Annotated in this window: 13 protein-coding genes; 12 read left to right on the top strand and 1 reads right to left on the bottom strand. The window is 33.3% G+C overall.

Annotated features, from left to right (window positions below; all coding sequences use genetic code 11):
• Positions 1–573 precede the first annotated feature (573 nt).
• The 12 genes from AC4IFT_RS01720 (at position 574) to AC4IFT_RS01665 (ending at position 12412) form a co-directional block, all read left to right on the top strand.
• The gene (locus AC4IFT_RS01720) at positions 574–1302 is read left to right on the top strand and encodes a type IV pilus major pilin (protein WP_490732777.1); all 729 of its coding nucleotides are present in this window, start codon (positions 574–576) and stop codon (positions 1300–1302) included.
• A 66-nt stretch (positions 1303–1368) separates the two neighbouring features.
• Positions 1369–2988: a type II secretion system protein gene (locus AC4IFT_RS01715; RefSeq protein ID WP_490732779.1), complete on the top strand. Its 1620-nt coding sequence runs from the start codon at positions 1369–1371 to the stop codon at positions 2986–2988.
• A gap of 11 nt (positions 2989–2999) precedes the next feature.
• Positions 3000–3443, top strand: coding sequence for a TcpQ domain-containing protein (locus tag AC4IFT_RS01710; protein ID WP_490750479.1), 444 nt, complete (start codon positions 3000–3002; stop codon positions 3441–3443).
• 15 nt (positions 3444–3458) lie between these two features.
• The gene (locus AC4IFT_RS01705; protein WP_490750478.1) at positions 3459–4931 is read left to right on the top strand and encodes a type II and III secretion system protein; all 1473 of its coding nucleotides are present in this window, start codon (positions 3459–3461) and stop codon (positions 4929–4931) included.
• Between the two features lie 3 nt (positions 4932–4934).
• Entirely contained in the window at positions 4935–5477 is a 543-nt protein-coding gene (locus tag AC4IFT_RS01700) for a hypothetical protein (protein WP_490750477.1), read from the top strand.
• Positions 5478–5487: 10 nt separating this feature from the next.
• Complete coding sequence (locus AC4IFT_RS01695; protein ID WP_490750476.1) at positions 5488–6303, top strand: hypothetical protein; 816 nt, start codon at positions 5488–5490, stop codon at positions 6301–6303.
• Positions 6291–6812 carry a hypothetical protein gene (locus AC4IFT_RS01690; protein WP_490732789.1) on the top strand — a complete coding sequence of 174 codons (522 nt, stop codon included), beginning with the start codon at positions 6291–6293 and terminating at the stop codon, positions 6810–6812. The genes AC4IFT_RS01695 and AC4IFT_RS01690 overlap by 13 nt, the downstream gene beginning before the upstream one ends.
• 1 nt (position 6813) lies before the next feature.
• A complete protein-coding gene (locus tag AC4IFT_RS01685) occupies positions 6814–8358 on the top strand; it encodes an ATPase, T2SS/T4P/T4SS family (protein WP_490750475.1) in 1545 nt (514 codons plus the stop codon).
• On the top strand, positions 8342–9370 hold the full coding sequence (locus AC4IFT_RS01680) for a type II secretion system F family protein (protein WP_490750474.1): 1029 nt from the start codon (positions 8342–8344) through the stop codon (positions 9368–9370). Before AC4IFT_RS01685 ends, AC4IFT_RS01680 begins: the two co-directional genes overlap by 17 nt.
• Before the next feature lie 11 nt (positions 9371–9381).
• A complete protein-coding gene (locus tag AC4IFT_RS01675) occupies positions 9382–10581 on the top strand; it encodes a hypothetical protein (protein WP_490750472.1) in 1200 nt (399 codons plus the stop codon).
• A gap of 1 nt (position 10582) precedes the next feature.
• Complete coding sequence (locus tag AC4IFT_RS01670) at positions 10583–11425, top strand: prepilin peptidase (RefSeq protein WP_490750471.1); 843 nt, start codon at positions 10583–10585, stop codon at positions 11423–11425.
• Positions 11426–11533: 108 nt separating this feature from the next.
• The gene (locus tag AC4IFT_RS01665) at positions 11534–12412 is read left to right on the top strand and encodes a hypothetical protein (RefSeq protein WP_490732799.1); all 879 of its coding nucleotides are present in this window, start codon (positions 11534–11536) and stop codon (positions 12410–12412) included.
• Between the two features lie 35 nt (positions 12413–12447).
• Here the strand turns inward: AC4IFT_RS01665 and AC4IFT_RS01660 are convergent, their stop codons facing one another.
• Positions 12448–14832, bottom strand: a complete 2385-nt coding sequence (locus tag AC4IFT_RS01660; protein ID WP_490750470.1) for a M66 family metalloprotease — start codon at positions 14830–14832, stop codon at positions 12448–12450.
• Positions 14833–14994 lie beyond the last annotated feature (162 nt).

Genomic DNA, 14994 nt, shown 5'->3' with positions numbered 1-14994 from the left:
ATCAGAGCTATTTGCTTGAATGTCATGCTATGCAATAGCGATAATAATTAGTAAAAGTAGTAGTTCGACTAAACTATAGAACATGATTTTATGTGTGAATAATAAATTGCATTTCAAAAGTAATAATTACTTTGAATAAGTGTATTTAGTCGAATATAGAGTAAAATATATTAATATTGCTTATTTGTATATGCTTGCAATGCATGAAATTAAATAAATAATGTAAGAGAATATTTCTTTTGATTTTAATTACATTAGGAATAATCCTAATTAATTTTTTTGGTTATATTTGGCGTGTATTGAATATATATGTATCTAATATAGTCAGTGTATACAATATTAAAATAAAGTTAATGATAATAACGTTAAATTCACAATAAGAAATAATAACAGTAATAAAATTCTATTGACTGATAAATAATTTGAACTAATAATTATTGTGATGAGAGGCAGTTATAAGGAAGTTAATTAGTCAAAAAAGTTATTAGTTTAATTAAAATAGTTTTCGTGTGTAATGTAAAGATTGAAATTAATAAATCAAATTAAATAAGATTAAATTCTTGAGGAATACCTATGTTTAAAGTCTACCAACAGACACAAAGCTTAAAAATGAAACTGCTTAAAAAAATACATAAACATCATGAAGCAAAAAAACAAAGGGGTATGACGTTATTAGAAATTATCATTGTATTGGGTATTATTGGAACCATCGCCGCAGGAGTAGTTATCTTGGCTCAGCGTGCATTTGATAGCCGCGCTATTTCCGACTTAGTCAGTAATACAAATACCGTTCGAATTGTTACCAAAGAAGCATACCAACGTGCTGCAGGCTATCCTGTTAATGTAGGAACAGAATCGGCAAATTATACATTTGATACAATCAAAGACCCTGCAGTAGCAAAATCAATTGTGGCACGTTTAGTACAACTCGGTAAAATTTCAACGGATGAAGCTTACAACAATATTGCGAGTAATTTTGTTGCAATTTCTGGTGCTAAAACGGCTGCAACTCAAACAGATAAAGGTTTACGTGGGTTTGTTATTGAGCTGAATGGTCTTAGTCAAGAGCAGTGCCGTGCGATAATCTCTCAATCAGGTAATTTATGGGATTATGTTGAGGTTGCAATTGCAGGTACAGGCGCGAGTAGTTTAAACGCAACAGCAAGGGATATGTCTGTAAAAGTAGAGGGAAATATTTTGAGATCGCTTGATGCGGATGGTAATAAAAATATTCAGCCTGACGATATTGCAAACGTCTGTGTAGAATCCTCAACCAATGCTGTAGTACTGGGTAGCCGCTAATTAATCAGTAGTAAAAGCAAACTAAAAGTCTCCCTATATTTTTAGGGAGACTTTAGAGAAATAAAGATGAAAAAAAATAAAATAGCAGGTTATTCATTACTCGAGGTGATCGTCGTTTTGGGTATTATTGGCGTTATCATGATCCCATTAAGTCGATTTATTATTAATCGAATCGAGGACAATCATCGGCAGCACATTGCAGATGTTGTTGTAGATGAAATTTATCGTTTTATCGATTTTATAAATAATGATGAGCTAGAGAAAGAAGATAACAATTTTATACGTAACCCTTTATTTCAAAAAGGCCAGAAGAATATCGCTTATAGTAAACGTACAAAAAATTATAAAATTGAAGACGCGATAACGAGCGATAATAAACAGTTTAATTGGGGAATTGGTTCGAATAGTGATAGACATTTATTTATTGATGAATCCTGTAAAGGGAGCATATTAGGTTTATCATTAAAAAAGGAATTTTTAAAATGTTCATTGGATTCATTACTTACTAACAATCCAGAGTTTTCTATAGAAAGAATAGACTTAGTTGGTGATGAATTAACAAAAACTATCGAACGTGTGGATTTTATTCTACTGTATCATCCGGTAGCAGATGAGAAAGGCCTCTATATTGAATCATTTTATAATAACTTCACTGAGGCATTCAAAAATAAATCGCTCTATATAACACAGGCAAGCATTGTTAAACGGAAAAAATCAGCTAACAACACAAGTTGGGAGTTAATTAAAAAAAATGAAAAAAATATTCTGTTTGGTGAGTTAGCATTGGATGCGGAACTATTGAATAATGCAAATTTTGAGTATGGTATTCGTTTTAGTTTTAATGTAAAAGCAGGGAAGTTTTTAAAGGCTGATGGTTCCGTAAATGCAGATAAATTATGTTGGAATACAAAAACAAACCAATATGGCCCATGCCTAAAAGCGAAAGATGAAAATACATTAATCTTGACAAGCGGTGATATGGATAATGAAAAAAAATCTCCAACCTTATGCTGGGATAGGGAAAATAAAACAAAATCAGTCTGCTTAGCATTACGAAAACAAGATCCAAAACTTTCAATTACGGATGCTCAGTTTTTACCTGAAAGTAATTTCATGCTAACGGAAACTGATAATAATGGCAATGAAACTACCGGTACTTTAGTGGCGAATGTCATTATTGAAGATAGTCATTATGAGGGGGGGCAACTTATAAAAGAGTATAGGACAGTACCTGAAGTGAGTTACCACAGTTTTACAGGTAATGATGAGATGATGATTAAGGACGAAAACTATGTGGGTGATGATGAAAAGGAAAATGGCAAAATAATTATCCCATTAAAAACTTGCCCTGTGGTACAGAATACTCGGTTATGGCCAAGACTCACTGTTGCTGTTTCATCAATGATGCCAGTTGTTTATGACAATGGTTTGGATATTGACCTAAGCAAAGAAGCTGGCACGCGTAAGAATAAGATAACCAATGTCGGTTTAGCCGCTGGTATTGTTTTACAGTCAAGAAATTCTTTTATCAACGGTAAAAATGTATGGATTATTAGCGCATCATTGGGTGTGAATAATCCAGCATTAAATGAATCTAAAATGTATATAAATCCGAAGTCTTTATCAGTAATGGCAGTTGAGTGGTGTAGCTCAATCAAAGGGGATTACACAACAGCATATGATTAAAAAGGCAAAAAATGATGAAATATAAATATATTATTCTTCTATGTAGTTTTTCATTAACCAGTTTTGCTGATTCTAATATAGAGCAGCAAGAATGGATTAATTTAAAACCGACCAAAGAGATTAAAGCCGTAGACAGTTTACCTCAAGCCGACACACAGAAACTTGATGAATTGAATTCTACACAAAATATTACTCCTGAAATAGATTACCTTAGTGAGTTAGTTTTAAAGAAAAATGAACTTCTTAGCCAAAGTGTAGATGATTGGGCGAAGTATAATGGTATCGATTTTATATGGAATAGCCCAAAAGACATCGTCGTATTTAATGAAATTAAAATTAATGGTAAAAACAAAATTGAAGTGATGGAGAAGCTAGGAAAGCAATTATCTTATCAAAAGGCCGGTTTTTACCTAAAGTTTTATGAAAAAAATAATGTTCTTGTTATAGATAACTAATAAGTAGAAACAGCAATGAAACTAAATAAAATACTTTTTTTACTACTACCATTATTAGTACAAGGTTGTAGCAGTTTTTTTGAAGAAAAATATGATAAAAAGGAGCTTTTTGATCGCGTGACAGGGTTGAAAGATATTGATGACAGTAAACAAAATACTTTTATGTCACTTGATACCCCATATCTAGGAAAAGAAGTGGATTATGGTCAGAAACAAAAGAAGGTATTAGATAAAGAAATTTCATTAACATCCTATTCACCCATTAACATTTATACAGTAATGGAAATGTTGGGTGAGCAAATGGAAATCACCTATAAAATTGATGCAAGTACACCTGGTGATGTCGAAAATCAAACATCAGGTGACGAAATATTAAAAAATACGGTTTACACTATTAACTTTACAGGTGATCTTAAAGAGTTTATCAGTTATTTATCCAATTTGTATGATGTAAACATTCAGCTTAAAAAGAATAATTTACTGGAAGTTAACTTATATACAAACTACGCGATAAGCCTTGACTATTATGGCAAGGATAATAATTACGAGGCTAGTTTAGATATCTCCAATAATGAAGCTGCATCATCAAGTGGTTTAAAAGGAAAATCAACAACATCTTTTAAATCCTCATTTTGGGAGGATGTAAAGGATATGATGGAGAAATATATTTCCTCGGGTGTTTATAATATTTTTCAAGACTCTTCAATTTTAACCTTTGTTGGGCGACAATCTGAGTATGATCATGTTAGTCAGGTTTTAGAACAGTATAAACAAGCTAATAATCGTCAGTTTGTTGTGAGTTATAAAATATATATTATTGATAAAGGTAAATCAAAAAATCTTGAGGCAGAATTAGGTTTTTCTTACAATAATGGTGGCACACAAATTGGCTTCAACCAACACTTACTATCTAAGTTAACCGGTAAGCTTAATGCGAACTCTAATTTTCATGGCGGAGAGGATGCTAAATTTCGTCTGGCAAGTCAGCTAGATGCAGTATATAAATTAACGGGAAGCAAAATATTACAGAGTGGATCATTTATTACACGCAATAATATGCCCATACCTTTGAATTTAACGAAGACACAACATTATGTTTCAGGGGTGACAAGTACGAAAAATGCAAATATGGATATTACTGAAAGCCAATTAACAACAGATCAAATTGTAACCGGAAGTAGTTTTATTATTACCCCAAGGGCATTATCAGATGGTAAAATTGAAGTCGCAAGTGGATTTACTCGTAAGAATTTGATAAGTATAGAAAAATTTGATGGCGTGCAATTGCCGAATTTCACTACGACGGAAATGTTTAATACTTCGACAATTAAACCTGGGGATTTGCTCATTGTCGGGAAATATGATGAAGACAGTGATTCAGACATGCAACAAGCAGGTATTTTTTCTGGCATTTTAAATGGTGAAGATGCAAATTCCACGGTGATTATGATCGTAGGTATAGATAATTATTTTTCAATTAATGAGTAAGTTATGACATTAAATGAATTATTAAAAGACAAACTAACGATTAATGGTATTTGGGTTGATTCCAACCAAACTGATGAGCATCGCCATCGATTTTGGCTGGAATCAATGAAAAAAAAGTATAAAAAAATACGTTATCAAACACAAAACGGGATGAAGGAAGTTTTATTTCCTAAACACGTTAAAGTACATGAAATTTTAGCTTTATATATTAAAGAACTATATGGTGATGGTTTTTTTTATGCTCCAATATCTGAAAATAATATCATCAACTATTATTTGATCTGTATTAAAAATGATTGTGTTATTTCACCTATTGACACTATCGTTTCAGAAAGAATGTTAACATATTTAATTAGTAAAAAAGAAAACACAGAATATGATTCATTAAATATCACTGTAATAAATGATGATATTTTTAATGCGATCTATGAGGAATACTTAAATCAAGAAAGAAAATACAAGAGTAAGAAAATGAAAATATGCATATCAATATCGATGGGTGTTTTTTTGTTTTCATTATTAACCTTTATTCTATCCATATATTAAGGCTGTTAAAATGAAAGACATTCTTTCTGGGTGGCGTGAACATGGCGTGATGAAAAATAAGCGCATGATTATAATGCTTTCATTAATTGTTTTTTTGATAATGAGTTCGGGATTAATTTATCATTTCTATCAAAAAAAAGTTGAGGCGGATAATTTAGAAAAACAAAGACTACAATTAATTGCGAATGAAAAAAAGAAAATTTCAGATTTTTATATTAAAGAATCAAATGGCTATCAATACCATGATTTATTAAAAATACTTGAGCAAATCATGTTTAGCCGATATGCACTAACAATGAGTGGTTTTTCTGAAGAAAGCTTTCATTGTGATACACAAGATTGTCATTTCTTATACAAACTAAGGCAAGGGGCAGTTTATAATGTACAAGAGAAATTGTTTTTTAATGAAAATTATGAAGGAACAATAAGCCCAGACAGCATTGAGTTTTCAAATTTAAGTATTAAATACAATGCGAATGAATCGATTAATAAAATAATCTCTTCAGGAGAAAATACACCACTGTGTAACGATTATATCAACTATGTTTATGCATTTAACTCCACAAAAAAAAATCAAGATGATCAAATTACTCTAATGGATTTGCCATCATCCTCTGTCACTAATTTAGAGGAGAAATACTCGGATTACATAGATAGTCATAATTTACTATTTGCAAGTTTTGAAATGATTTTTGATGAAAACCCAGCTAAAATTAAAAGCATACTAGATAGGCAATCTTATATTAATTTTTATATTTTTAATTCAATAGAAAAATTTGAAAGCAACAAAATTAAAGTAACAGGAGTTTTTACATGTACAAGGTAATTTTTTCTATATTGATTATTTCTTTAAGTATGAAAACTGTATTTGCTGAAGAGTTGACGCAAGAAGAAAATGAAGCACCAGTTACATCAGAAACAACACCTTTATCAGTTGAACAAAAAAATATTATAGATTTAATGCAAAACAACTTAAAGTTTGAATCTGAAAAGTTAAATATTGAAAATCAAATAACATTAGCGAAACTTAGAAAAGAGCTTAAAGAAGTTAATGAACTTCTAAATGAGCCTTCAATTCAAGAAAAGCCAGTTACTAATGAACCCGAAAATGAAGCTTATGAAAATAAAATTAATGAGTTAATGGATGCACCTATAAAGCCAGCTGAGAGGCCTAAAGTTATTATGATTTCTCATATAGCAGGCGTTAAAAAAATTGGGGTGATGAACCCTGAAAATAAACAAGTTACCTTCATTGCAGAAAATATTCCTTTTAGAATGAATGGGATGCGTTACCGTGTCGTCATGAAAAATCAACAATATAGAGTTGTTGAATGAAATGAATCAACCTGTAGATTTTATTTACTTAAATAACCTTGATAATGGGGTTAAAGCATTGGAGAAATGCCACTTTGATTTGCTTGAAAAGGGCTTGATCACTGTTGACTATAATAATCAAAAATACCTTATTGTTAATAAGCTAGAGATTGACCAACTCGCAAAAGCTTATATGGATTTGAATTATGTAATATCAGTCTATAAAAAGAAAATATCGGGGTTTATGTTAAGCACTGAATCCCAGTACTATCAAATAATTGAAAATGTCACCAGAGCAACGAATAGTAATATCTTGCTTGAATCGAGCAATGTACAAAAGGAGCTTGAAAGCCTTTTACAAATTGCGGTAGATACAGGTGCGAGCGATCTACACATCACCCGTGGAGATGTGATATCAAGAATTGAGTTTAGAGTTAATGGTTCTTTGATTCTTTATTCACAGATGACATCAAATAGTTGCGATGAGCTTGTGTTTGTGTTGTATAACGTTGAGGCAACAACAAAAGAAACAACGTGGAACCGTCAACAACCTCAAAGCGCGAATATCCTTTATGACTTGCAAGGTAAAAAATATCGTTTTAGGTATGCACATTTTCCTATCTTTGGCGAAAGTAGTGATTGTTATCATTGTGTATTAAGGATAATTCCTGCAACGATTGACACTAATCCTAACCCCAAGTTGGAAAACACAGGGCTTTCTGCCGTAGAAATTGAAGATATTAAAGCAATTTTAAGCAACCCTTACGGTGCATATTTTATTGCTGGTACGACGGGTTCAGGTAAATCAACAACACTGAAAACATTGATGGAATGGTTACAGATAAACCGCTTCAACAATAAAGGTTGTTTTTTAACTGTCGAAGATCCTGTCGAATATTATATCTACGGGACAAAGCAAAGCTCAGTATTAGATGTAGATGGTGGCGGTTTTCATTCAGCAATTAAATCTGCATTACGTCGTGACCCTGATGTTCTTATGATAGGCGAAATTCGTGACAAAATTTCTGCTAATGCATTATCTGGTGCAGTTGAGAGTGGTCATTACTGTTTCACCACAGTACATGCAGGAAGCATTGTCACTTTATTACAGCGATTATCTGCGCTAGGTATTGCGGGCGATAAGTTGTGTACACCAGGTTTTATCGCAGGCTTACAATGCCAAAAATTAATGCCTCTTTTATGCACACACTGTAAAAAAACGGAGACAGCGGTATTTGGTCAATTACAAAAAGAAGTTTCGGTTATTAACAATAATGGCTGTAAGCATTGTAAAAATACTGGCATCAGTGGGCGTAAATTAGTGATTGAATATATGCTTCCTTCTTTAGATGAACTTTCTGCGATTGCTAAAAATAACTGGTTAGAAGCTTATATGCATTGGCGAAAAAAACGTTTTGTAGGTAAAGGGATCGGTGAAGGTTTTCAAATAAAAGAAAAAACAATGTTACTCGTGATAGAAAATAAAGTTTGTTATCACTGGTTTAATCATGAATTCGGTGTTATTCCACAAGAAGATTTGGAGGTGATATTTGAAAAAATTCACTAAGTCTCAACGATTGTATTTATACCAATTTTGTGCAGATATGATTAATGCTAATCTTCCTATATACGATTCTATTATAAAATTAAAGAATGAAGGTGGTAGCGTTATTGGTAAAGGTTTTATAAAGAAATTAAGTTTTCTTTTAGATAAAATGACAAATAAAGAATCAATAGCCTCTGTTTTCGATGGTATGGTACCAAGAAATGAATTGAGTTTGATTTATTCGGCAGAGAAAAGTGGTGCGCTAGCAAGTGGTTTTACAAGTATTGTAGATGTCATAAAGTATAAAGATCAGCTAATGGCGAAAGTGATTAAATCAATGACTTTCCCATTCATTATGTTTATTTTATCACTAATTGTCATTACGGGGTATGCACTCAAGGTATTTCCTGCTTTTGAGCGTGTTTTGCCGGTAGAGCGTTGGCCTTTTGTAACGAGTTCACTGTATAACTTTGGTTTGTCACTCTATAATGGGTTGTGGATATATATACTTGTTTTTATTGTCATAATAACAGTTATTACACGCTTCTTAATGGCCAATCTGACAGGGTCAATACGAGACCGATTTGTTGATAAAGCAATTCCATTTTCAACGTTCAAGCAATTAAATGCATCAATTGTGTTAAACAGCTTATCTGGCATGCTTAAAAATAAAATACCAATAAATGATGCACTGACTATATTAAATTTGAATGCAAACCGGTGGTTGAAAAGCCATATTAAAATTATGCAAATAAATATGGCGAAAGGTATGAATTATGGAGATGCTCTTAATACTGGATTGTTAAATGTTCATGAGCTTTTGAATATTAGTTTATATTCTGCATTACCTTCTTTTCATGAGGTATTAACTTCAGTATCTGAAAAATCAAAGGTTAATATTAATGATAAAATGGATAAACTAGCGGCTATTTTAAAATCTTTTTCGACCTTAATTCTTGGCGGATGTGTAATTTGGGTTTTTATAGCGCTATTTTCGCTTTCCGATCAGCTATCAAAAATGTCACAAATGTAATGGAGATAAAAATGAAATTTAATAAATTATATTTAATAACATTATTGTTACCATTGGCTGCAAATGGAATTACGACTAAAGGGACTAAGTATATCGATGGTTCCGGGCCAGTGAACCCTGAGGGCATGGTTTGTGCTAATGCCTCGACACCACTGCCAATAGTGATATCGACACTGCGAGATTTTGGCTTGACTTCAATTTATAAAAACCGCGTAAAAGTAACATTAGAAGTAGTATTTTGGACTGAAAAAGAGCGAGGCATACCATTAAAATTAGCTAATTTTTTTAGTGATAGGCAAATTGATTGGGGGGGAACGCCGGCTTTTGGTGAAGAGGTATCAGGTAGCCGAGTTTCTCAGATTCCGTTGAGCACTCGATATGTACCAGGAATGAGTGTGGCTGATGCAGGGATTGGCAGGCCAACTAATGCTGATCAAAAAAAGAAATTTGAAGCGTATTACAGCCAAGTTGACTATGCAAAATCGCGTAATTTTTACACCATTAAATATAGCCCAACAGAGCAATATGGCGATTACCTCTTAAGGCAGCCAGATGAAATTATTTGGTTACCAACACGCTCAATAAAGAGTTTAAAAATAAAAATTGAGGACAAAAAATCCCCACCAAGGCCTGAGATTTCAAATATCACCGCTTTTGTTGCATTTACTTGGACTGCAAAACCAGGTTATAACCCTAAATCCATAGCACCACCTGTGTTAGAACTTAGCAAGGTTGAAATGTCTGGCTGGGATGCAGAGAATGGCAACAATATTTCAATGGCGGTTGATAACGAATTGCAGGTTGCATATTTATCAAACTTAAGTGCAAGAGTGAGTATGTCATTAGGAGAAACGTATGTTTTAGCTATGAACTGGAGCCGCATTCCGGATATTCGAAATCTTGCAACGAATACTCATTATTCAAAGCAATATAGAGAAGCGAGAAATGCATTTGGTAACACTAAAAATAGCTTTGCTGACCTTTATTATGGAATGGAAAATGGCAAAAAATTTCCACAATATGATATCTATTTAAAAAAGCTTGATTTCATTTATACCAATGCAGATTTGATTAAAGAAAATCTAGGCGATTTTGGTTATAACAATTTCGAACAAACGTATTTCCGAGGAAGTATTAATGCCTACAACAATGTTTATATAGATGAAGTAGAGTACAGAAAGAACGGAAATGTTTTAAAGGTTTGTGATTAGCATGAATGACTGTATTTATTTATTTTATGCTTTACTTACTTTCATCATCGGTTGTTGTATTGGCAGCTTTATTAATGTTGTTATTTATCGATTGCCATTAATTATATTTAATCGAGGGGAGGGGAAGTTACTGACACTAAGCTATCCACCATCTCATTGCCCAAATTGTAAAACTAAAGTTTTTAAACGAGATAATATCCCTGTTATTAGTTGGTTTCTATTAAAAGGGCATTGTAGACATTGCCACAATAAAATTTCAAAGATATACCCATTTTCGGAATTTATTTTTGGCATTGTTTTTTTGAGTGTTTTTTGTTTTTTTTACCCGAATGTCGGGTTAATGACACTTGCTATCTTTCTAGTATTGTTCAGCACTTGTTATGCCATAATTTTTATTGATCTAAAATGGTTTCTTATTCCTGATGAGCTCAATTATTTCTTAATTTGGTTGGGGTTACTCAGTTCAGTGATGAAATGGACATCCGTTCCTCCAATTCAAGCTGTTTTTGGTTGTATCATTATTTGGTTATTGATTAAAAGCATCATAAACTTATTTAAATGGGTTACAGGGAAAGAGGGTATGGGGGATGGCGATGCTAAATTATTTGCAGCATGTATGCCGTTTATCGGTATTGCACAGATCCATTGGTTGATTTTACTTGCCTCACTATTTGGTTTTTTACTGTTTTTTATCATTAAACATATCAGCTATATACCGGATAGAGGACAATATGCAATTTATTATGATATTGATGAGAAATATCACGTGCCTTTTGGCCCAGCTATCTGTATAGCGGCTTTATTATTATATTTTTATAATCAAGTTATTTGGCCTTGGTATTAACAATAGTGATGATGCTAAATATTATTTAATGCACCTATAATTATTTGTATGCTATTCATTTATCAAATTCCTAGTTATTGTTTTTTATTTTAATAGCGAGGTATCATAATGAAAAAATATGAAATTATAGATGAATCAATGGAATATGAAGGTACAATATTATACCGAATAAGGCTGATATTAACCGGTGAATTGGGGGGCTGGATTGAGCACGAAGGTAACTTAAGTCAAGCAGGAGCAGCTTGGGTTTCCGATGATGCTAAAGTATTTCAAGGCGCCTTAGTCACTGGAAATGCAAAAGTTAAAGAAAATGCGACTATTTCAGGTCAGGCGAGTATATTTGAAAATGCCATTGTGACAGGTAATGCGAAAGTGACTGGACAAGCAAATGTATTTGGTTCGGCATTTTTAGACCAGCAGGCGCATATTAGTGGTGCAGCTAAAATAAATGCATTAGCGATCATCAGTGGTTCTGCAAGAATTAACGGCACAACAGAAATTACAGGTCATGCATATGTTTCAAGTCAATCACAAGTTACTGATAGCGTAGTCAAAGATTATGCTAAGGTGGCTAATAATACGGTCATTAATGACTCAACTGTCGCTGGAAGCGCTATTATTTTAGAGAATGCAAAAATTGATGGTGGTGCCTTGGTGACAGATAATGCGATTGTAACTGGAGATGTTCGGTTAAATGGAACGGTTGTCATATCGGGTAATGCAACTGTTCAGCAAGAGGCGATTATACTCGGTCATTCTATTGTGACAGACGATGCAACGGTGAGTGGAAAAGCCATTATCCGGGGTAATTCACATATATATGAAATGGCGTCTATCTTTGAAAATGTTATTACAAGTGGTAATGCAAAAGTGTATGGTCATGCGGTCATTTCAGGGCATGCCATTATTGAAGATGATGCTCAAGTATCAGGCAATGCGGTTGTTTCTGGCTTTACAAAAGTCTCTGGCTCCCAACATATCACATAATTAAAATCGCCCCACAGTAGTTGCGGGGCGAACTATTAGCTCGTGATTATACTAACAGGCAAGCTGTCATTCCCTAAATCAATTTTTCGGTCTGCAATGATATTACCCTGATGAATAATCCTCGCATGTATTGGATGCAAACTACGATCAATATTGACATGAAACTGGTTCATTTCGCTCGACGAAAGGCGGGCAGATAACAAAGGGTAAACTAAGCTTTCACCGTTTGCCAATTCGACTTCTAAATAATTTTTATTAAAGTCTGTTTCACTTTTTTTATCGGCGTAGATCATACCGTATGAACCATTCAGCGCAGGGTAGATATAGCTACTAAGTTGTTCTTCTGGGTCATGTAGGCCGACCAGAGTAATAACTTTCGCTCCTTGTTTTTTTGGTATGGCCATGTCTAGTAAGTCATCTTCATTATGGATAACCCATTGTTTTCCATCAGAGGTATAATTTTTCGTCTCTCCTTTATGGATGATAACCTCCACACCATTAACATGTATAGCGATGCTATAACCTGCGGTTGTTCTAATCGAAATAAAATAATTTGGATAATCTGTTGCAGAAGGAAAATAAACATTAGGCGCATGGCTACCATCAAAGCAAGTTATGCTCACCGCATTGGTACGGTCAAATAACTCAATAAAGGTATTTTCATTAATATCTACACCATTTTGTACATCAATGATGGTGAAATAGTATTTGGGAATATAATGGCTGTATTCCTCCATTTGATTATTTTCTTTGTTCCATCGACGAAATCCCGTGGCTGAATTAGCATCAAACGTTATTTTTTCTTCTAAAAATTTTTGAATATCAGCAAGTGAATATGGGGTATGTAATGTAAATGTATTGTAGGTTTCATACATAGGCCCACCTCCACCCATCGCATCTCGACCAAATGAGTGCTCTTTGAATGGTAATGCAAATGGGCCAACACCTTCATCTTCAACATAGGTTGGTTTATTCCTTCTTTCTTCTTCGAAATTAGGAATAAATACGTCAAGATCGCTATCCCAGCCCCAAGTGGAGTTTCTCTGGCTAGGGATATTATTGACAGTGCCGTAAAAATCACCAGGGTAGTGATTTAAGCCATAATTGTGACCAATTTCATGGCTAAACTCATTACGGATTGTATCATCTAGCGTGGCGAGTCCTGCACCGCCAGAACCGCCATGTATTTGTATTCCATTTTCGTAATTACCAATGGCGGTGTGCACTGTAATTTGTGCGGCAAACATTTGGTTTGCTTTTTCTCGTATGCTATGAAAAATGCCATAGTTGGCATAATTTATGCCGGATGCAATGAGTGACTTAGCGATATTTTCACGCATAATTCCTGTATGCCACCCCCCATCCCCTGGGGCATGATCAACTAATAATCTTCCATCTTGCAGCATCACTTCGCTTAAATAAATAGGATCATAATGTGTGACAATTAGCTTTGAGAGGGGGACCTGGTGGAAATATTGACGATGGAACTCGGGAGTTAATTGAAATTCGAAGTTGTCTCTATATTTTGTTAATAAGCCAATAGCAATTGTATTTAATATAAGTTCATTTGGTGCGCCTAGTGCAATATTGTCAATATAGCCTATTTTATTTTCTTTGATTATTTTTAGTGTAATGCCTGGGTGAATATAGTCACTTGGAATAATTGCTGACCAGCAATTCCCCATGTATTTAATCGGTGAGAGAAATTCCCCATGATTGGTGTTATCATTGATTTGGTACCAAACACCCTCGAAATTTTGCAAGTATAACTTCTCACCACTGTTTAACTGTTTCTTTTGCGAGTTAAAAATAATTGAGTAACTTTCTTCTGAGCGGTTTTCAAAAATAACTTTTTTCCCTGATAATTTAATGTCATTGAATAAATCATATAATTTAGCCTGTCCCCCATCTTTTACTACAATATTAATAAAATCATGTTTTAAGAAGGCTTCATTTAATTTTATTGTATTATTTATATTAACAAATTCTTCCTTATTTTTAATGACCAAGCCTGACTCATAAGGAAGGGATTGTTCAAGGTCAATTTTTGTATAAACAGGTATGCAAGTTTCAGTGAGCAAACTTGGCGAACGAAAAGGGGTGCTGAATATCAAAGTATCCTTTTTGTCGTAAACTTCCAATTTGAGATCATCATCAGGGTTTGTAAATTCTGCTGGTTTGAATAAAACCATCGTTTTTCTATTTACAATTAGGGTTGGTTGTACATCATTTTCGACTGCTTCTTTGGCGGCAATAATGCTATTTTGAGCAAAATAGATTGCCCCCGCGATACCTCCATACAGATGGTTTTCGTGCTTATGGTCATTAAAATAGGTAGCATCAGATAAGGATAAGAATGTATTTTTACTGTAACCTATTGACTTTATATTATTTAATATTGATTTTTTATCCTGTCTCACAATATGTCCTTTTGAATAGAGTGGAGGGGAAAATACTCAGAATTATCGTTGATTAATCTATTAAATGACTTAATCAAAATCTTATTTTATTTATATCTAATGTGTATTTAAATAATATATTTTAATAACATTAGGTTGAAATTTATTTACTGTTCATTGTTT

This window comes from Providencia sp. UF-183 (assembly GCF_058246155.1).
Note: the sequence above shows the minus strand (reverse complement) of the source record. Positions and strands in the feature narration are given on the sequence as shown.